The following is a 21,429-nucleotide window of genomic DNA, read 5'->3' as shown; positions in this document are numbered from 1 at the left end:
ATGAGTTTTATACAGGAAATAAACAGAAGAAGGACTTTCGGAATCATCTCGCATCCAGATGCTGGAAAAACAACCCTAACTGAGAAATTACTTTTATTTGGAGGGGCAATTCAAGAGGCTGGAGCCGTTAAAAATAATAAGATAAAAAAAGGAGCTACATCGGATTTTATGGAAATCGAACGCCAAAGAGGTATCTCGGTTTCTACATCGGTTTTAGCTTTCAACTATAAAGACAAAAAAATCAACATCTTGGATACTCCAGGACACAAAGATTTTGCCGAAGATACTTTTAGAACATTAACTGCTGTTGATAGCGTTATTGTGGTGATTGACGTTGCAAAAGGGGTTGAGGAACAAACAGAAAAATTGGTTTCGGTTTGCCGTATGCGAAAAATTCCGATCATTGTTTTCATCAATAAATTAGATCGAGAAGGGAAAGATGCATTTGATTTGATGGATGAAGTGGAGCAAAAATTAGGATTGACCGTAACGCCTTTGAGTTTTCCCATAGGAATGGGGTATGATTTTCAAGGAATTTATAATCTTTGGGAACAAAACATCAACCTGTTTAGTGGTGATAGCCGAAAAAACATCGAAGAAACCATCGCTTTTTCAGATGTTCAAAACCCAGAGCTTGAAAAGATTATTGGCCAGAAACCTGCCGATAAATTACGTGAAGAATTAGAACTGATTGATGAGGTCTATCCAAAATTTGATCGTCAGGAATATTTGGATGGAAAATTGCAACCTGTATTTTTCGGGTCTGCCTTGAATAATTTTGGTGTACGCGAATTGCTAGATTGCTTTGTGGAAATTGCACCATCACCACGACCAAAGGATTCAGAAACGCGACTTGTTGACCCTAAAGAAGAAAAACTATCTGGATTTGTTTTTAAAATCCATGCCAATATGGATCCGAAACACCGTGACAGACTTGCTTTTTTAAAGATCGTTTCAGGAACTTTTGAACGAAACAAACCGTATTTGCATGTTCGTCAAGGAAAAAACATGAAATTTTCGAGTCCAAATGCTTTTTTTGCAGAGAAGAAAGAGATAGTGGATATTTCCTATCCTGGCGATATCGTAGGTTTGCATGATACAGGAAACTTTAAAATTGGTGATACTTTAACAGAGGGAGAAGTCATGAGTTTTAAAGGAATTCCTAGTTTTTCGCCTGAACATTTTAGATATATCAACAATGCCGATCCATTGAAAGCGAAACAACTCGACAAAGGAATCGATCAGTTGATGGATGAAGGTGTTGCTCAGTTATTTACCCTGGAAATGAACAATAGAAAAGTCATCGGAACTGTTGGGGCTTTGCAATATGAAGTGATTCAGTATCGACTAGAGCATGAATATGGTGCAAAATGTACCTATGAAAATTTCCCGGTCCATAAAGCGTGTTGGGTAAAACCAAACGATGCAAAAAGTGATGAATTCAAGGAATTTAAAAGAATCAAGCAGAAATTTTTGGCACATGACAAATATGGACAATTGGTTTTCTTGGCCGATTCCGATTTCACTATCCAAATGACACAAAGCAAATATCCGAATGTAAAACTGTTCTTTACGTCTGAGTTTGAATAATTGCAGTAACAAATAACACTCAACAAATTGTTTTTCTTTAAAAAAAATAAAACGGTTTTGAAGGATTTGATTCCGGAGAACCATATTGATATTCACTCCCACTTATTGTTTGGAATAGATGATGGGGCAAAGACTTTTGAAGATACTTTGGCACTAACTTCGGCTATGACCGATTTTGGAATTAAAGAATTCATAACAACCCCACACATCATTCAGCATGTGTGGGAAAACAATACTGCTATAATTTCAGCTAAAGAGGACGAAGTAATTTCACTTTTTCAGCAAAATAATATAAGCTTGCCTTTCAAGGCTGCAGCCGAATATTTAATGGATGACCATTTTGTAAAATTGTTTCAGAACGAAAATTTACTTTGTTTAAAAGACAACTATGTTTTGGTAGAAATGTCATATATCAACGCTCCAATACAGCTTTATGATATCCTTTTTGACCTACAAGTTGCAGGTTACAAACCAGTATTGGCTCATCCAGAGCGTTATCTTTTTTACCACAAAAATTTTGGTGAATATACTAAGCTCAAAAAGGCGGGTTGCCTCTTCCAACTCAATATGCTTTCTATTGTTGGTTATTATGGAGAAAGTGTTTTCCTAACTGCCAAAAAACTATTAGAAAATGGTATGATTGACTATGTTGGATCAGATGTACACCATCAAAAACATATTGAGGCTTTTCATCACAAGGTGGATTTGAAAGATCTTAATCCGCTTAAGGAAGTAATTGCTAATAACCAGTTTTTTGCGACTTTAAAATAATTTCTTATTCAAAACTAAAATTGCCTAAACAAAAAAATCGCAAATAAAAGCTAAGCTTTTATTTGCGATTTTTTTGTTCTTGAAGAAAGCAATAATTGATTAAGAGTTTTTTCTCATCGAATTAAATAACTCCTTATACCAAGGTTCTTTAGTAACATCTACACCATAACCGTAACCATAGCCATAACCATAGCCATAACCATAACCTTTTTTGGTATCAGTATCATTCAAAAGAATAGACATATTAGGCAATTTCTTTTCTCTATATAAAGTTTCTGGAATTCGAAGCATTCGCTTGTCTAAGAAATTAGCTCGAACAACATAAATAAAGGCATCAGCATGTTTTGCAATCAATAAAGTATCCGTCACTAAACTTACTGGAGCTGTATCTACAACTATATAATCAAATTGCTGTTTCAAGGTATCAAACATAGTTTCAACTTTGGCACCCATCAATAATTCAGCAGGATTTGGCGGAATCATACCCGCTGGCAAAACATAAAAATGTTCATAACCTTCCTGCTTGATCAAAAAGTCATTTAAATCTACATTTTTAGAGGATAAATAAGTAGTTACACCTCTATTTGGCAGATTCATATACTCATCCAATTTTGGATTTCTAATATCCAAACCTATCAATAATACACGTTTTCCTGATAAAGCAAAAGTTCCAGCTAGATTCACGGATATAAAGGTCTTTCCCTCTTTTGGGAAAGTAGAAGTCATAAAGATGGTTTTGGCTACACCATCTGGCACCTGATTTACAATAAAATCAAGGTTTGTCCTAATAATCCTCATTGCTTCTGCAGAACTCGAGCGACTATTGGCTTGTATTAATTCCTCATGCGATTCTGAACGTGGAACATCACCTATGAATGGAACGGCAATTTTTCCTTCAACATCACCCCTGTTTTTAATTTTTGTATCTAAAAGATCGTAGATGTAAATGATTCCAAAAGGTACTAACACACCTAGAAACAGAGCGGCAAGATAGATAATATTGGATTTTGGAGATACTGGAATTGGCGAGGCATATGCTTCATCTATAACTTTGGAATTGGGTGCAGTTACATTTAATGCAATTGCATTTTCTTCACGCTTTTGCAATAAATATAAATATAAAGCTTCTTTTACTTGTTGCTTTCTTCCTATATTCCTCCCTTCTCTTTCTTGTCTAGGAATTTCTCCTATTTTTCCACCTAAAATCCCTTCTTGTCTTCTCAAATCATTCTGAGTAATATTCAATGACAATTCAAGATTCTTTAAGCTTTCAATTATGCTTTGTCGCAATCCTTTTAACTGTTGTTCAAGATTAATCACTAAAGGATTTTCTGCAGTAGCTCCTTTGGCAATACGTTGCTTGTCCAATACCAATTGATTATATTCCTGTATAAGTCTCGAAGTTTCTCCTCCATCAGGAACTATATTCGCAGGAATAATATCATCATTCGTGCTTTTTCTAATTAATTTCAATACTTCTTCTACAACATTAAGCTTGGTTTCAGTTTCAATAGAGCTTTTTTCATACTCTTTTGACGATAGTAAAAACAACTCAGCTTCAGACACAATATCCGTAACACGGTTAACTTTTTTAAAAGTTTCAATATTGCCTTCAACAGTATCGAGTTCTAGAATAATTCTTGCAAGTCGTTTATTAATAAAATTTTCCGTGTTTTTAGCTACTTGATTCTTATCTTCAATCGCATCATTATTATATTTTTCAATAAGCGTATTAAGAAAATCTACTCCTATTTCCCTGACTGGATCCACGATAGACAACGTTAAAACACTAGTCATTTTGCTAATAGGACTAACCTGAAGCTTGGTTCGGTATTTATTGGTTACATTTTCTAACGCAGAAAGTTCAACAGTAGTAAATTTATTAGAATTTGAGTTCTTATCTTTATAAATCACCACCATTTTTCCTAATTTAGAATTTATTGCTTTTCCAAACTCAAATTCACCTATTTTATTCTTTTCAAAATCTAATAAATTAAATTTTAAAGGAGTTAATACCTCAACAATAAATGTTGTGTCTTTTTGGTAGAAATCTTCGGATTTTTCAAAGAAATTTACCTTAATAGGTGATTTTTTATACGCTTCAGTAGATTTCAATCTACCATCCTGAAAATAGGATATATTCAATTCTAAATCTTTAACTGTATTTTCAACTAAGGTCCTTGACTTTAGTATTTCTATTTCGTTATCTACATTGCTTTTAACACCTCCCAACATTCCACCTAAATCAGAAAAACTAGATGAAAGTTCGGAAAGTCCTCCTTTTTTATCATCCTTTATGAGTACAGTAGCACTAATACTGTATTCAGAAGTTGAATAACGCAAATACAAAAAAGCTGCAATTAAAAATAAAAAAACACTCAAAACAAACCATTTCAAATGCACAAGATATTTCTCCAATTGCTCCTTTATATTGAAAGAGTTTTCCTCTTCAAAATTTTCTATTACAGGTATGTTCTTATTTTGCATATTATTTAGTCAATAAAGCGACAACAGTTATTAAAAGTGATATAGAAGAAATAATTACAGAAATATTAGGTCCTACTGCTGATGCATTCATTCGGGTTTTGTTTGGCTCTACATAAACCAAATCATTTTGGGAAAGATAATAAAAATCTGAATTTATAAAATCAGAACTTGTCATATCTACAAAATTAGAGGTTTTCTTGCCATCAATTTCTCGAATAATCAAAACATTCTCACGCCTCCCGTATATAGTCATATCTCCTGCCCTACTAATTGCTTCAGGCAAGGTAATTCTCTCAGTTACTACATCAAAAACACCAGGCCGGGTTACTTCCCCCTGTACTGTTACTTTATAATTCAATATTCTTAGATTCACTATAGGATCAATTATGTATTTTTTCAATTCAGTATTTAGTGTTTCTACTGCTTCATCTCGTGTAAGTCCTCCAAGTTTAAGTGTACCAATTATTGGAAATTGAATATTACCGTTTTTATCTATTAAATAAGTTTGGTAGCGAACTTGACCTTGTGCATTATCAGTATTGAATTCCGAAGCTTTAGTTCCTGTTAAGGCAAAAGTAGTTAAATTAAAATCTTTAGCCGTTTCGGGTACGGGTGATGAAACCAAGATCAACAATAAATCATCTTGCTTTAATACCGGATTATAAGTAGTAGTCGATTCAGAGTCATTAAACTCTTTTATATTTTGGTAATAAGCCATTTTGCTTCTTGAAGCACAAGAAACAAAAATCAGGCTCAGCATAGCAATAACCAAAAAACGTTTTATCATAACAATTTATTTATATAGAAAAATTTAAAAATGCAAAGATACATTTATTTTATTAGAGAATTGTCTTACTTATCAAGAGTAACAAAATCAGAATTCATACTTATAAACTCCGGTACTATGAGTTTCATTTTGGCAACTATTTGTGTGTTTGAATAAGTGTTTGAAATATTTATCAGATCATCAACAGTATCGAATAATTCATCAAAATTATTATATTCTTCTTGTGCAATCATAATTTTTTCATGATGGGTAGGTAATGTCTTAGATGAATCATTTAATAATTCTTCATATAATTTCTCTCCAGGTCGTAAACCCACAATTTTAATCTTTATTTCTTTTTCTGGTGTAAAACCTGCCAAGCGAATCATCTTGGTAGCCAAATCAATAATCTTTACGGGTTTTCCCATGTCAAAAATATAAATCTCTCCTCCGTTACCCATAGCACCAGCTTCTAAAACCAATTGGCAAGCCTCTGGGATTGTCATAAAATAACGAATAATCTCCGGATGCGTGATTGTCACTGGGCCTCCATTTGCAATTTGCTCTGTAAATAAAGGAACTACTGAACCATTCGACCCCAAAACATTCCCGAACCGCGTTGTGATAAATTTTGTTTTACATTTTTGTTGTTCTCTATTTAATTTATAATGGATCGATTGAACGTATTTCTCTGCTATTCGCTTGCTAGCCCCCATTACATTACTTGGATTAACCGCTTTATCAGTAGAAACCATCACAAAGCTATCTACATTATATTTGCAAGATAAATCAGCAACGTTTTTAGTGCCCATTACATTTACGAAAATAGCTTGTGAAGGGTTTTCTTCCATCAAGGGTACATGTTTGTATGCTGCAGCATGAAATACTACTTCTGGTCGAAACTTCTTAAAAACTTCTTCAACTGCATCTCGGTTTCGTATATCCGAAATCACAGTTTTAATTTTCACTTTATTTTGCAACAACTTGCCCATCTCAAGGCTCAAGTGATGAAGAGGCGTTTCTGCCTGATCCAACATGATTACCTTTTTTGGATTAAATCCAATAACTTGTCGTGCAATTTCACTACCAATAGAGCCTGCCGCTCCTGTAATAAGAACTGTTTTATTATAGAGTTGGCCCGAAATTAATTTATTATCCAAGACGATTGGCTTTCTTTCCAACAAATCCTGAATTTGAAAGTTTTTTACTTTTTTAGAAATCTCATTTCGATCTTCCCAATCCGAAATTAGTGGAACCGTGTAAACTTTATAATTAAACTCTAAGCATTCGTCAACAATAACAAGCTTTTCATCTTTGGTCAAACTTTTGTCAGCGATAATTAAAGCTTCTGCTTCAACGGATCGCATAATGACAGGAATTCTTTTTCTTAAATTTAAAATAGGCAAATCTAAAATCCTTTTGGATGTATTTTGATTTTGCTTGTCCACAAATCCTACGATTTTAAAACGGGTTGGCTTTTCAGATTTTAATGCATTCGCTACAGATATCGCATTGGCATCAGAGCCATAAATTAAAGCTCGCATTAAATCCCCCCTTTTACTTTCTGAAAAATAAGTTTCAAAGGTTTGCTTGACAATAATTCTATAAATAAACAACCCTGAAAAAGACAATACAAAGTTGATAAACAATCCTGTATTCATTAGTAATTTTTGCCCGTTAAGAAAATAACACGAAAGATTAATAATAACAAGTATGAGTAAAGAAAAAAACAAGGCTATAAATATCTTTACAGCATCGATATAACCTGAATGACGGATAATACCCGAATAGGTCCTAAAAAGCCAAAAGAAAAACAAATGAAGGAATAAATAAGTAGGGGCTACAATATGTAAAAACTGGTGATTAACATAATGAAGACCCATGCCATTAAGCATTTCAACAGTAAGGAATGCTGCTAAAACCACTACTGACATATCGATAGCCAAAATAACCCATCTTGGTAGATAGCTTAGATTTCTGACATTTCCAACCGATTTAAAACGTTGGAAAGATGCTGAAAGCAAGGAAAAGAAACTGATCTTTTTATTGGACTGCATGGATGATTACTATTTATTTACAGAGAATAGATTTTGCAAATGTACTTTAAAAACAAAATCTATAGTTCCATTTGTCATAAAAGGTGGAGTTATAGCCATGAAACAACTAAAAAAATTGATAAAAGGCTACTTTAAGTCGGTCTCTGTCATCATCAGTCAGATTGGATCCTGATGGCAAACATAAACCATCTTCAAATAATTGTGCTGATATAGTTGAGCCATAGTAAGGATAATGCTCAAAAACAGGTTGTAAATGCATGGGTTTCCAAAGAGGACGGCTTTCTATATTTAATGCTTCCAAATACAAACGTAAATCTTCTCTAGTTTTACCATTTTTGGTTTTAGATGAATCTACGAGTATAGCACTCAACCAATGATTTGAATAGTAATCTTCATTCGGCTCTTTAAAAACAGTTACACCCTCTATTTCTGAAAAAATACTACTGTAAAAATCATGCATTTCTCGTCTCAAAGCGACATGTTTATCAAGAACTTCCATTTGCCCTCGACCAATTCCGGCACAAATATTACTCATTCGATAATTATATCCTACTTCACTATGTTGGTAATGAGGAGCATTATCACGAGCTTGTGTTGAAAGGAAAACGGCTTTATCTTTTAACTCTTTAGATTTTGTAACTATAGCACCCCCACCAGAAGTTGTTATAATTTTATTTCCATTGAATGATAAAATCCCAATATCACCAAAAGTGCCACATTTTTGTTCTTTATATGAACTGCCTAATGCTTCCGCACTATCCTCTAAAATTGGAATTTGATACTCATTAGCTATCTTGCGAATTTTTTCAGCCTTAAATGGCATCCCGTAAAGATGAACCGCAATAATTGCCTTTGGCTTTTTACCTCTTGAAATTCTGTCTACTATCGCCTCTTCTAGAGCAACTGGACACATATTCCAAGTTTCTTTCTCACTATCTACAAAAACAGGCATTGCTCCTTGGTACATAATTGGGTTTGCTGATGCCGAAAAAGTCATACTTTGACAAATCACCTCATCACCCGCTTTTACATCTAAAAGAATAAGTCCTAAGTGTATTGCTGCTGTTCCTGAACTTAATGCTCCAACAAAAGCTTCTTGATTTAAATATTTTTCTAAATCATCTTCAAAGCCATTCACGTTTGGCCCCAAAGGAGCTACCCAATTGGTTTCAAAAGCTTCGTTTACAAATTTTTGTTCTGTTCCACCCATGTGAGGTGATGAAAGCCATATTTTTGAGTTGTTCATTTTGTTTTATTTATTTGGTAACATCAATTAGCCTATCGCATTTTGAAAACATTCTATCTGCTCGGTAATTAATATGTTTTTTAATATCCTTACTTCCATTTAATAAATCGATATAAATTGCAGGTGTGTTTACTCCAGCTTCATGAGAAAATGGGTATCCTCCTCCAAATCGCGGATTCAATTCCAAAACATATAAATCGTTATCAACAACAAAAATATCGCAATCTAAATTACCTATGTGTTTTAGGTTTTCTGATATTTGCTTACCTATTATCTCAAAACGCATATCAATTATAGAGATAGCCTTATCGGTTTCACCAGCTCTCATTGATAATTTTTGTCTAACGAATGAGCCAATATAGTTGCCTTCAAAATCATTCAGGATATCCATCCCGAATTCATTTCCGTTCATTTTCTCCTGTATCAATATTGCATTCTCAATATCTTGTTCGCTAACATTCGAAAGTATTGTTTCCCTTAAACGTTTATGCTGTAATTTAAAGGACAGTTCTAATTCTTCCTTGTCTTTCGGAAAATCAATTCCAATTGATGCACTACCCCATCTTGGTTTTACTACCAATGGGAATTTAATTTCATTTTGATCAATCATCTCGAGGACAACTTCTAAATTCGTAAAGGTCTTAGGAGTATTCAGTCCGATTTTATTTAAAAAATTAGCAGTCAAAACTTTATCAAAAGCAACATCTATCACTTCCATATTTGACACTATAAGTTTAGCCCCAGCATCCTCTATAACTTTCTTGTTTTCAGATAAGATTGGTAATTCTAAATCATTTAATGAAATAACAGCTGAGACGTTGTTGTTTCTAATAATCTCAACTATTTCGTTTATATAATTTTGGTCATATATTGACGAAACTAGAAATGCTTGATCTGCATCAACCATTGCAGGAGCTGATAGTTGCATATCTGATGCGAAGACTTTTCCTGATTTATTTAGTGCTTCCTTGAAGTAGTTGATAAGGTAATTACGTCTGCCTGCACATGTAAAAAGTATGTTCATATTCAATATTTTTTATCAATAGAGATAATGTTTTTTAAATCTTCACCTCTATTTTGCCTGTTTAAATTTTCTATTGCATCATCCAGATGAGGAAAACCAGAGTTGATATAACCTGCTCTATGGGGAGAAAGAATAATGTTATCTAATTCTTGAAAGTTATTTTTTAGTGATGGGAAAGCTATTGGATTATCTTTACTTGGATAGTTATACCATGTATCAATTGCTGCATATCCAATTTTATTTTCATTTAAACACTGATATAGATCATTTTCATTTAAAACTTCTCCTCTAGAAATATTTATAAGTACCCCATTTTCATTCATAGCCGAAAAGAATGTATTATCAACAAAACCTCTTGTTACTTCTGTGAGTGGCACAGAAATAAATACAAAATCTACATCATGCAATTCATTTTCCAGGTCCTCAACAGAAAAATAACTGATTTTTAATTCTTTCTTTAGATCTTGCTTTAATTCTCTATTAAAAATTTTAAAATTACATTCAAATCCTGATAAAAATTGTTGAATTTTTTTTCCTATCGAGCCATATCCAACTATTGCAATTGTAGATTTATTGATAGGTTTTGAAAATGGAGTTAACTTGTTTTCTAAGTTTATACCTGGCCTATTCCAATTCCCTTTTCGCATTAATCGATCGTGATATGAAATTTTTTTTGCAGCATCTAACATTAATGCTATCGCATGTTCTGCTACTATTGTAGCGTTTGAATGCGAGTTACATACAACTGTATTATACTTTGCTAATAATTCAAAATTTAAATTATCAACCCCTGTCCAAGGAATTTGAATAAACTTTAATTTCTTTGCCTCTTGGAGTATAGCTTCTGAAATCATTCCTCCTAGTAACACATCAGCATCTTTGGCTTCTTCCTGGATAGCCTCAGTATCAAATGACTGAGGAATTATCAGACGAATGTTCTCATCCAGTTTACTTTTAATATATTCTACATCTGTTTCGAAAAAGGGTTTTGTTAACAATACTTTCATGATATTTTCTTTATAAATTGTTCTATCAATTCTAGACCTTCAATCACTTTTGTATCATCTGTTGCAAAAGAAATTCTTACATGATCATCCCAGTTCTCTCCAAAAGCTATACCAGGAGTAGTAGCCACACCTGTCTCATTGATTAATCTGCTACAAAATGTATTTGAATCCATGCCTAATTCCGAAATATTTAAGAATGCGAAAAAACCTCCTTGAGGGATTATTCCTGAAACTTTTTTGTTTCTTTCAAGCATTTCTTTGTACCAATTGATTCTTTGTTTTAATTTTAAATTATAATCATCTAAATAGGTCATATCAACATCGGCAGCTTTGGCAACACCTTCTTGAATAAAAGTACAGGTGTTAGTATTGGTATGCATCTGAATTTTTTGCAAATCAGAAAATAAACTTTTTGGAAAACATGCATATCCTAATCTCCAGCCTGTCATTGCATGAGATTTGCTATAACCATTTATAGTAATTACTTTAGTAGGTATTTCTTCTAATGACCCAATACTAAAATGTTTTCGTGATCCGAAATGAAGTTTTTCATAAATTTCATCCGATAAGATGAAAAAGTTATTTTTAACGGCTAAATTATACAACTGTGTTAACTCTCCTTCTAAGAGCATATATCCTGCTGGATTATTTGGTGTATTTACAATTAAAAGTTTTGTTTTTGGTGTAATAGCTTTTTCTAGTTCAGGAAGTGGTAGTGAAAAATCTACTTTACTAACATCAATATTAATTACTTTACATTCTGGCTCTGCAATCAATACCTGCGGTATAAAACTCACAAACGAAGGGTTTAATATTATAACCTCATCCTCTGGTTTTAACAAGACTGAACAGATAATTTGAAAAGCCTGCTTTGCACCCGCTGTTACAAGAATATTTGTTTCATCACAATTTATTTTATTCTCTTCAAATAATTTTTGAGCAATTTGCTTTCTTAAATTTGGCAAGCCCATAGGATTAGAATAGCCTGATTTTTTTGAAGATAATATTTCTTTAGTAGCTTCAACAATTGCAATAGGCACTTGAAATTCAGGTTCCCCTAGTCCTAAAGAAATGATTTTCTCACCCTGTTCAGAACGATCTCTGGCAGCTTGTGCAAATTTCAAAGTTGGAGATTCTTGTATTTTAGAATTAATTATCATCTTTTATTATTTTTATTCCGTTATCATCATATATTCCCTTATTCTTTGGATCTCTTCTCACATCTAATGTAACTCTACCCATTTCAGAAGGTACAACTGCTACATCTTTACTATTTAAAACATTTACAATGGTTTTCTTTATAATTTTTAAATCCATCAAAAAGGTTAGATTTTCGGCATATTCAACATCTAATCGTATTCTGTCTTCCCATAGAATTAAATTTCTGCCATTAACTTGAGCCAATCCTGTTATGCCTGGCCTTACGTTATGTCTTTTTCGTTCAAAGTCATTATAATACGGAAGATATTTTACTAAAAGTGGTCGTGGGCCTAAAAAAGACATATCTCCTTTTACAATATTAAATAACTGAGGTAACTCATCAAGGCTAGTTTTTCTAACAAATTTTCCAATTTTTGTCAATCGTTCTTTATCAGAAAGTAGATTGCCATCAATATCTTTATTGTCATTCATAGTTTTAAATTTTACTATCTTGAATATCTTTTCATTTTTACCTGGACGTTCCTGAATAAAAAATGGCTTCCCATTATTAGCAAAAAATAATGCAATAGTAACTACGATTAACAAAGGACTAACAACAAGAAGCAAAACAAAACTCCCTATAAAGTCAATAATATTCTTAAAGAAATATTTATACATTTTTTATAGTTTTATTTCGTCTGTGACTAGCTTGTGAAATTTAGCAGGATTACCAACCCAAATTTCATTTTCTCCAACATTCTTTGTCAATACAGCCCCAGCACCAATAGCTGAGTAATCTTCTAAAACGGTTCTTCCTCGAATAGTCGAGTTTAATCCAACCCATACCCCTTTACCTGTTTTTATCCATGACCCCAAACAACTCTTTGCAGTATAGAAATTAAATGGACCAATTTCATTATCATGACCAATAGCAGCACCATTCATCAATAATGTACATTTTCCAATGGTTGTGTTACCAGAAACACTCGCACCTGGCATTACTACACAACCTGGGCTTAATTTTGAATTTGGAGCCACATATGCTTGTGGATGAATAAATATAGCCAATCTCTCCTCAGGAATATTTAAGTCTTTAAACCATTGTATTCTTTCAACTTGCCCTCCAATTTTATAAATTGTATAAATGAAATAATACCCCTCTTCTATAAGTTTTTGAGTGTCGGATAAGCTTCCAACTACAGGATATCCATCAATTTTAGTTCCTTTTCCTTGGTCATTAACAAAACCACAAAATTCATATTCTGCATATCCTAAAGTATTGGCATGGACAATTGCTTGACCAATTACAGAAGCAGGGCCCGGACCACCATAGATTAAAACTTTTTTCATATCATTCATTTTTTTTGTTTATTAATAATCGATTCATGCAATTTCAAAATCTTTTTCGCTTTTGCAACAAATGGGGGCCCAATAAACTTGCCGTTAATAATAGCAACACCAACACCGCTTTCTCTAGCCTCTTCATCTGAGCGAAGGATTTCTCTCGAATGCTCTACTTCTTCATTCGATGGCGAATAATACTGATGCACTAAGGGCAATTCCATTGGATTTAAAACCAACATTCCTTCAAATCCTAATTTTCTAGAAAGGACTAAGTTTTTCTCTAAATCTTCTAAGTCTTTAACGCGAACGTGAACGGTATCTATTGGAATGATATTATGAGCTCTGGCTCCCATAGCAATCATAGCTCTTGGTGTAAATAAACTCACATGCTCTTCATCATGAATTCCTTCTAAATCAGTAATAAAATCTTCAGATCCATAAGCAATTGCAATGACACGTTTAGAAGCAGTACAGATTTCCTGTACATTCATTACCGCCGAAGCAGTTTCAATTAATGGAATAATCTTATAGGTTCCTACTGGAATTCCTTTTTCATATTCAATTGTTTCCAAAAGTTTATCAAAGAAGTAGATATCTTCTCCTCTTTTCGCTTTTGGATACATAAATCCTGTAATTCCAGGAATAGTTAATTGTGTAACGTCTTTTAGTAATTGTCCGCTTTCTCTATCATTTATTCTCGGAAAAATTTGTCTTCCTTCAAACTTACCTTCACTTACATATTTTACTACTTTATCTCTTGCAACTTGCTTGTTCGAAACGGGCTGTACAGAATCCTCAATATCAAACAAAAGCACATCTGCTTCAACATTAACAGAACTGTCCATCAGCTTATCTATATGAGCAGGAACAAACATTAAACTTCTCATCAAATACTCACTCATAATTATGCTTTTTTAGGTATTAATACTTTTCTTTTAAAACTTAATACAGCTTGTTGATTTTGATTATAGGCGATGGTTTCTACATATACAATCCCTCGATCATTTTTACTTTTTGACTCCCATTTGTCTAATATTGTAGTTTTAGCATAAATGGTATCGTTAATAAAAACAGGATTTAAATGATTTACTGATTCGTATTCTAAATTTGCAATTGCTTTTCCGCTAATATCTGGAACTGTCATTCCAACTACTAAACTAAAAACCAATGTCCCTACTACTAGAATTTTTCCATGCTGGTGTTGAGCTACATGGTCAAGATTGAGGTGAACTGGATGATGGTTCATGGTTAGCAAGCTAAACAAATTGTTATCGCTTTCAAAAATAGTTTTGGATAGGGAGTGTTCTATAACGATTCCCTTTTCAAAATCTTCGTAATAATTTCCTAGGTTACTTGCTTTCATGTTTATTGTTTATAATATTTTAGTATTTTTTTCATTCGATTCAGGTGAGGGCGTTCAATGATTTGTCCGTTTATAACAACTGGATTAAATTCGTTTTGATTGCCAACATGTTGAAGCTCTTCTTGGATGCGTAAAGCCCAATGATATTCTTTTTCTGTATAAAAGTTGATACTTTCATACACTTGCATTTGCCAAGGATGAATAAAAAATTTGGCATCATATCCTTTTTGGAAACCGTCAATAATTTCTTTTTCAAATAAATCTTGGTTTTGAAGCTCCATCGAAGCTATATCGATGGCTTTAATTTCAAAAGCTCTTGCCAAATATAAGATATGTTGTCTGATATACTCAATATTTTGTAGTGTATGAATTCCACCCACTACTGACATAAAATCATGACTTCCGATTCCAATTCCAGAAAAATAGTGTTTGTATTTTGTTATTACTTCTTGAACTTGAATAAAGAATAAAGGTGTTTCGACAAGTAAAATAATTTGTATGTCACTGTTCTTAAAAATCTCTAAAGCAGTTTCAAAATCTTGTATGGAATTGAGTTTAGGAAAAACAAATTTTTTAAAACCCGCTGGAAGTAATTCTTCTAATGTTCTAAAATCAAGCTGTTCTTCAAAATTATAAAGCGGAATTCGAATATAATGTTGTTTTAAACTTATATCTGCAACTAAACTTTCTACTATTTCTCTACGATTAGATTCTTTTACAGCATCTTCAAGATCTATGATTACAGAAGAAACATTCAATTCTTCTATGGCTTTAATCTTATGAAGTTTTGTGCCAGGTATGAAAAAATAAGTATCCAAAAATTAATTTATTAAAGGTTTATTCTTTTTTAAAAGCTTATTCCAGACTTAAAAGTATATTTTTATTTTTTTAGCTTCATAATTTCATCCAAATATTTTTCAGCTAGCTTTTCTCTATCAAAATTTTCTTTTGCAAAACGATAGCCATTTTCTCCCTGTCTTAGTATCAATTCAGGATTTTGAAGATAATACCTAATTTTAGCCTCAAAGTCTTTCGGATTTTCGGGTTCAACAAAGATACCTGCATCTGCTTCTTCAACTAATTCTCTCGAAACCCCATCAATGACCATTAAGATAGGTGTTTTACAGGACATGTAATCAAATGTTTTATTTGAATATACTGTTTTAAAAGTATCGTTCTTTAGTAAAACAGATGTACCCATATCAGAAGCTATAATAAATTTAAAAATTTCCTTTTTAGGAACAGGGTCAAAAAATAATACATTAGTAATATTATCTTCTTCAACCTGTTTTTTTAACTTTATTTTTTCCATTCCAGTACCCACTAATACAAATAAAACATTAGTGTTTTTAAGCATCCTTGCAGTTTCTATAACTTGGGATAATCCATTTGCTACTCCATGAGCTCCAACATAGGTAATTACAAATTTATCATCCCAGCCTTTTTCTTGTCTTAGTTGTTTTCGATCAGTAGAATTTAATATTTCTTCAGAAATAGCAAAATCAGCTGCATTGGGAATCATCATTAACTTACTTTCAGGAACCTTTTTTTCATCTCTTAAAATTTTAAAAAATGCTGGGGTTAAAACATTAATCCTAGTAGCTTTCTTGTAGATGAATTTTTCAAACCAATATGCAAATTTTATAATGCTTTTATTCTTCAACACGCCTGTATCAATGGCGGATTCTGGCCATAAATCCCTCACTTCAAAGACAAGAGGAACTCTTTTAAATAAAGACATTATGTAAGCTGTGATTCCTACAAAAAGAGGCGGGCTTGTAACGACTATTACATCAAAATTACCTTTTACTTTAAACAGACCAGCATAGGTTCCTGAAAAAACAAATGAAAAATAGGCCCATAATCTTCCTAAAAAGTTAACGTTATAACTTTCAGAGACATGACATTTCCAAATTTCTATTCCGTTTATTTCTTTTCTAGTTACAAATTTACCTTTATATTCTTCTTTTTTACCGGATGATATTAAATTTCCTGAAATGACTGTTATATCGTGCCCTTTTTCTTTCCAGACTCTTGTCATTTCATTAAAGCGAGCTCCGCCTGTAACATCTTCATCTTTATAATATTGGTGGATAAGGAGGATTTTCATCTTTATTTGATTTGTCGTATAATATTTTCAATTTGATTTTCCCATGAAAATATTGCTTCGTAATTGTTTTTTTTTGAGATCTCTTTATAGACGCTATAATTTTGTATAATAGCATCAATAGCATTTTTTATTCCTTCTTCATCCACTCCATCATCTTCCAGAACATTCCCTATCTTATATTTGTTTATTAAATTCGCCATAGTGGGATTATTTCCAACTATGACGGGAATATTTCTACACACCAACTGATAGAGCCTGTTAGGTTCACATAAAAAATTATTTGTTGTTCGAGAATTATATAACACTACAGACAAATAACAATTATCAATATATTTTATAATCTCGGACTGTTTTACAAATGCATTAAATAACTTTCCTTGGTCTGATAATTCATCTATTTCTTTTTTGAATACATTTTCGACTTTACCCAGAATCACAAGATTAAATTCTTCAGAATAGGTTTTATATGCATTAAAGAACGCTTTAAAATTCCTTCCATTTATTGCAGCTCCTAACCATAAAAAGTATGGATTATTGTTTCCAAAATGAGGCACTTCTAGCTCCTGCTTTGGAGAAATTATAAAGTTTTTATCAGGATAGTTGTTTAAAATAGAAAATTTTTTTTCGGGATTTTCTCCTAATTTATTTAAGATATAGTTTCTTCTCTCATTGCTGGTATAAACAACTAGATCTACATTTCTAATAATATACCTTAGATGCTTTTTTAAAATAACATTGTTTAGCATAATTCCATGGGGCAACTCGTGTAAATCCCATATAATTTTAAAGTTTCTTTTTCTGTGGAAAAATAAATAATAGGTTATGTTTAAATATTGCTGAACATCATGAAATATTAAATATTCAAATTTCTGTTTATTTAAAAAGCTAACTGTCTTAAAGAAATACTCTGGCACCTTAAAAAAATAACCTTTACGCTGCGGAAAAATACTTCTAAAAAAAAGGTTTTTTCTATTAACATTAGCTCCACCAACAGTTTCTGTTTGCTGATTAGTATTAGAATCTTCAACGATATGAACAGTGTTTTCAAATCTATTTTCCGACAATGATTTAATCCATTTTTGAAGTCTTCCGTCGCTATTAAAGGAAGGTGATTTTATGACATGTATAATTCTTTTCATAATTAAATTTTAAAAAAACAATCTCAATTCAGTTTCATTTTTAATTATTATTTTGTTGAGGATTTTAAAATTGTTAAAATTTTCTCTGCCCTTACTTTTAAGGAATTGGAACCTCTTAGGTTTAGCAAATTGTCCACCATCCCTTCTCTAACTTCTTTGTCCTTATACAGTTTCAAAATTGCCTTTTCTATTTCTGAAATATTCAAAGGATCAACCAATAAACCAGTTTGTTCATTAATTTGATTTTCAACAGATGTTCCTTTTGAACTGATTATTGGAACTCCACAAGCTTTAGCTTCTTCAATTACGTTGCAATGGCCTTCACTAAGAGTTGGTAAAACAAAAACATCAAAAGCATTATAAACTTCATTAAGTTGACCATTTGGCATAGGAGGCAATGTTAAAGTAAAATTATTATCATCTAACTTTTCACCACTGCCCACACAAACAACTTTTACATGAGCATCATTCAAATTCTTAACTGCCTGTATAATTCTATTTGGACCTTTCCTATGGATGAAATGGCCAATAAAACCAATCACAAAATCTTCGGGATGAAGCCCGAGCTTCCTTTTCGCTACATTCTTGTCTATAGGTTTAAAAACATCATAGTCGACTGCATTGGGAATTAGTGTCATTTTTTCAGAAGAAAAACCTAATTCTTTTAATCCTTCTTCATTATTATTTGAAACACATATAAATTGAGATACTTGCTCTTTTAACCTTGGTAAACTTAGTTTAATTTTCGCTCCTATAGTATTATAGTAGGATTCGCCAGAGGCAATAACGAGTGGCAATTTATTTTTCTCTACAAAGTCAAGAACTTTAACGCCGTTGACTAAAAAGTGTGCATACACAACGTCGACATCTTTTATTTTTTTTAAACTTCTTTCGAATGCTAACTTGCTAAATTTAGAACTAATCCTGCCCAAATTTAATTTACCTACTCTGAAATTTCCTAAAGAAAGATACATAGGCCTATACAACTTGCTCTTTTCATGACCGTAAGTCGAATGCTTCTTTTTAAATAAATCATTTACTTTAAACGGTGTAATAACTATAACTTCATGCTCTTTGGCAAACTCTTGTACTAAGTTATATACAAAAGCACCATAATTTGGTTTTTGTAATGAAGGATAGGTATTGGCAACAACTAATATTTTCATCTAATTCCGTTTATTTTTAGTAGCTAATATATAAGGTAAAATTATCATTTGAGTATAAGCAAAATTAGACCAATACCACCTGGAAGTCATTGAAGTAATAAATGCTATAAAAAAAAATAGAATTAAAATTATTTTTTTGTCAACCATCCAATCCTTTTTCATAATCTCTTTCATAAAAATAAAATAAATTAATGAATAAAGAAATAATCCAAATATGCCATAGCTTGTTAACATATCTACCCAATCGTTATGCGAAACATGCCCTGTTATTGATTTAATAGAGTTATAGCCAAGTCCAAATAAAGTGGTAAAGATATTATCGGATTGATACCAAGCTTGGAATGCATTTGAAGCAATAGAATCCCTCCCGGTAGTGTCTCCTTCTAACATGTCATTCATTCTGGTTATCAGGAATTCATTTTCCATATATATTCTATAACCGAAAAGTGAAACTCCTACAATCAACAAAAATGACATAATATAAGTACGGAATTTCGTTTTTGAATCAGCAGTATATAAATTATGTATAAAATATAAAATAATAGCTATAATTCCTGCCAATATCGCACCTCGTTTTGAGCTTTGAACCATAAAAAACCATATCGCCATCAAACTTAAAAATGCTACTATCTTATTCTTTATAAAAAAAACGAAAGGAAGAAGTCCTATAAAAAAATAGACCGTATTGTCAACATAATCATCGTTAAATTTTTCAAGTTTCAAAGTTTGTACAGATCTTTGAAATTTAAGTATAAAAATAGGTAAAAGGACAAAAAAAACTCCTACTATATACTTAGTGGTTAAAATATTCTTTTTGGCAAAATAATAAAAGGGAAAAAAAGGCAAAAAATTTAAAAGAACAGCTTTTAAAATCTCAAATTCTGAATAATTGCTGGAAAATAAATATCCAAATAAATTCATTATCAAAAAAACAACCCAAATTTTCATTATTTTATGAAATTTCTCTTTCGATAAGATCATTTTAATCAAATACAAAAAAGAAATTCCATAAATAACGACCAATAAAATTTGCCCAACTGCTGCAAAAGGTAAAATTATTTCTTGTGAAAAGTATAATACCACAGAGGCTAATAAAACTATACAAGATAATCGGTCTCTATTTAACGCTGCTTGGCTCATTTAGCTCTTTTTCGGTAAGGACTCTAAAAAAGACATAACTATCTTCTTATTTAAATTTGAATTTTCAAATTGGATGTTTTCAAAATTTGAAACAGTGTCCAACTTTTCAAATTGTTTCAGCAACAAATCTGTAGTAACATTTTGAAATGGTATACAAAATTCTGATCTGTCAATTTGCTCATAAAATCGGATAGTTTTTGGGTGTGCAGGAATAGATAAAACTCTTTTTCCTAATGAGTAACCTACAATTCCTACATGTAGTTTAGAGGTTATAACCTTATCAAAAGACTGGAGTTCACTTATTAAGGTATTGGGATCTTTATATTCTACAACAGGCAATTTTAGCCCTTGAGAATCTAGCAGATTTTTCAAATTTTGAGGGTTTTTACTGCGAGAAAACTGCCCATTTATATCTTCAAAAAAATGTACATCATATTGCTCACTTATAGCCTTAATAAAATCTATAAAGCTTTTTACTTGCTGTTCATTGTCAGTTAGAGGAGCTGGAAAATGCAAAGCTACCTTATTTTTAACTGTTTTGATATCCGGGTTTGGCACTAGTGATAATGCTACATCACTTGTTTGGTTGATTTTATCTTGCGGAATCCCCCAATCAATTAAATATTGTCGTGAGTATTTATCTCTAACTGCTATATCCTTTGAACTTCCAAATAGTTTAACTACACCCTTTCTAATAAAAGGAAAACTAAGAGGCCCTACACCAACACCAACAATAATATAGGGTAATTTGTTCTTGTAAAGGGTTTTATTCCATTTTATATGTCTGTCATAATTTCGTAATGACCATCTTATTTTTTTTATAAATCCGCCCGAAGGTTCACCAAAATATCCTCCTGGACCAAATATTAATCCATCCAGATCAGTAAGTTCGAATTCTGGATTCTTATGTCCTAAAATTTCGATGGCCTCTTGTTCGGATGTTACAAAAGGCAAGAATATTTCTGCTTGGGGATTATACTCTCTTACCCAATTTACTATTATTGCCAAGATTAGTGTATCTCCAAAATTTCTACCGTAATATGAACCATGTACCCCTATTTTCATTTTTTACTATTTTT

The 21,429-nt window shown here is 32.1% G+C and carries 19 protein-coding genes; 2 read left to right on the top strand and 17 right to left on the bottom strand.

The genetic code is table 11. The features are described 5' to 3' along the window. Both G508_RS0116320 and G508_RS0116315 read left to right on the top strand, forming a co-directional pair. Positions 1–1,590, top strand: coding sequence for a peptide chain release factor 3 (locus G508_RS0116320; protein WP_026706310.1), 1,590 nt, complete (start codon positions 1–3; stop codon positions 1,588–1,590). 27 nt (positions 1,591–1,617) lie between these two features. After that, entirely contained in the window at positions 1,618–2,361 is a 744-nt protein-coding gene (locus tag G508_RS0116315; RefSeq protein WP_026706309.1) for a tyrosine-protein phosphatase, read from the top strand. 99 nt (positions 2,362–2,460) lie between these two features. Here the strand turns inward: G508_RS0116315 and G508_RS0116310 are convergent, their stop codons facing one another. From G508_RS0116310 to G508_RS0116230, 17 genes are all read right to left on the bottom strand, one after another. Continuing rightward, the gene (locus tag G508_RS0116310; RefSeq protein ID WP_026706308.1) at positions 2,461–4,848 is read right to left on the bottom strand and encodes a GumC family protein; all 2,388 of its coding nucleotides are present in this window, start codon (positions 4,846–4,848) and stop codon (positions 2,461–2,463) included. Position 4,849: 1 nt separating this feature from the next. Continuing rightward, positions 4,850–5,635, bottom strand: coding sequence for a polysaccharide biosynthesis/export family protein (locus G508_RS0116305; RefSeq protein WP_026706307.1), 786 nt, complete (start codon positions 5,633–5,635; stop codon positions 4,850–4,852). 65 nt (positions 5,636–5,700) lie between these two features. Then, positions 5,701–7,671, bottom strand: coding sequence for a polysaccharide biosynthesis protein (locus G508_RS0116300; RefSeq protein WP_026706306.1), 1,971 nt, complete (start codon positions 7,669–7,671; stop codon positions 5,701–5,703). 106 nt (positions 7,672–7,777) lie between these two features. Then, positions 7,778–8,917: a DegT/DnrJ/EryC1/StrS family aminotransferase gene (locus G508_RS0116295; protein ID WP_084626011.1), complete on the bottom strand. Its 1,140-nt coding sequence runs from the start codon at positions 8,915–8,917 to the stop codon at positions 7,778–7,780. Between the two features lie 10 nt (positions 8,918–8,927). Continuing rightward, positions 8,928–9,941, bottom strand: a complete 1,014-nt coding sequence (locus G508_RS0116290) for an ATP-grasp domain-containing protein (RefSeq protein ID WP_035695029.1) — start codon at positions 9,939–9,941, stop codon at positions 8,928–8,930. A gap of 2 nt (positions 9,942–9,943) precedes the next feature. After that, positions 9,944–10,948 carry a 2-hydroxyacid dehydrogenase gene (locus G508_RS19675; protein WP_026706303.1) on the bottom strand — a complete coding sequence of 335 codons (1,005 nt, stop codon included), beginning with the start codon at positions 10,946–10,948 and terminating at the stop codon, positions 9,944–9,946. Next, a complete protein-coding gene (locus tag G508_RS0116280; protein WP_026706302.1) occupies positions 10,945–12,108 on the bottom strand; it encodes a pyridoxal phosphate-dependent aminotransferase in 1,164 nt (387 codons plus the stop codon). The genes G508_RS19675 and G508_RS0116280 overlap by 4 nt, the downstream gene beginning before the upstream one ends. Next, a complete protein-coding gene (locus G508_RS19210) occupies positions 12,098–12,766 on the bottom strand; it encodes a sugar transferase (protein ID WP_084626010.1) in 669 nt (222 codons plus the stop codon). The genes G508_RS0116280 and G508_RS19210 overlap by 11 nt, the downstream gene beginning before the upstream one ends. Positions 12,767–12,769: 3 nt before the next feature. Then, complete coding sequence (locus G508_RS0116270; RefSeq protein WP_169628048.1) at positions 12,770–13,438, bottom strand: LbetaH domain-containing protein; 669 nt, start codon at positions 13,436–13,438, stop codon at positions 12,770–12,772. A gap of 5 nt (positions 13,439–13,443) precedes the next feature. Then, a complete protein-coding gene (locus tag G508_RS0116265; RefSeq protein WP_026706300.1) occupies positions 13,444–14,334 on the bottom strand; it encodes an HpcH/HpaI aldolase/citrate lyase family protein in 891 nt (296 codons plus the stop codon). Positions 14,335–14,336: 2 nt separating this feature from the next. Continuing rightward, positions 14,337–14,795 carry a MaoC family dehydratase gene (locus G508_RS0116260; protein ID WP_026706299.1) on the bottom strand — a complete coding sequence of 153 codons (459 nt, stop codon included), beginning with the start codon at positions 14,793–14,795 and terminating at the stop codon, positions 14,337–14,339. A gap of 2 nt (positions 14,796–14,797) precedes the next feature. Further along, positions 14,798–15,613 carry an HpcH/HpaI aldolase/citrate lyase family protein gene (locus G508_RS0116255; RefSeq protein ID WP_026706298.1) on the bottom strand — a complete coding sequence of 272 codons (816 nt, stop codon included), beginning with the start codon at positions 15,611–15,613 and terminating at the stop codon, positions 14,798–14,800. Positions 15,614–15,675: 62 nt separating this feature from the next. Then, the gene (locus tag G508_RS0116250; RefSeq protein ID WP_026706297.1) at positions 15,676–16,905 is read right to left on the bottom strand and encodes a glycosyltransferase family 4 protein; all 1,230 of its coding nucleotides are present in this window, start codon (positions 16,903–16,905) and stop codon (positions 15,676–15,678) included. Positions 16,906–16,907: 2 nt separating this feature from the next. Continuing rightward, positions 16,908–18,044 (bottom strand): glycosyltransferase family protein, encoded by a 1,137-nt coding sequence (locus G508_RS0116245; RefSeq protein WP_026706296.1) that lies wholly within the window; start codon positions 18,042–18,044, stop codon positions 16,908–16,910. A 47-nt stretch (positions 18,045–18,091) separates the two neighbouring features. Beyond that, positions 18,092–19,210, bottom strand: a complete 1,119-nt coding sequence (locus tag G508_RS0116240) for a glycosyltransferase (protein ID WP_026706295.1) — start codon at positions 19,208–19,210, stop codon at positions 18,092–18,094. Then, a complete protein-coding gene (locus tag G508_RS0116235; RefSeq protein WP_026706294.1) occupies positions 19,211–20,350 on the bottom strand; it encodes a hypothetical protein in 1,140 nt (379 codons plus the stop codon). Beyond that, complete coding sequence (locus G508_RS0116230; RefSeq protein WP_035695027.1) at positions 20,351–21,415, bottom strand: polysaccharide pyruvyl transferase family protein; 1,065 nt, start codon at positions 21,413–21,415, stop codon at positions 20,351–20,353. Positions 21,416–21,429: the final 14 nt, after the last annotated feature.

The organism is Flavobacterium soli DSM 19725 (assembly GCF_000422705.1).
Classification (GTDB): Bacteria; Bacteroidota; Bacteroidia; order Flavobacteriales; family Flavobacteriaceae; genus Flavobacterium; species Flavobacterium soli.
Note: the sequence above shows the minus strand (reverse complement) of the source record. Positions and strands in the feature narration are given on the sequence as shown.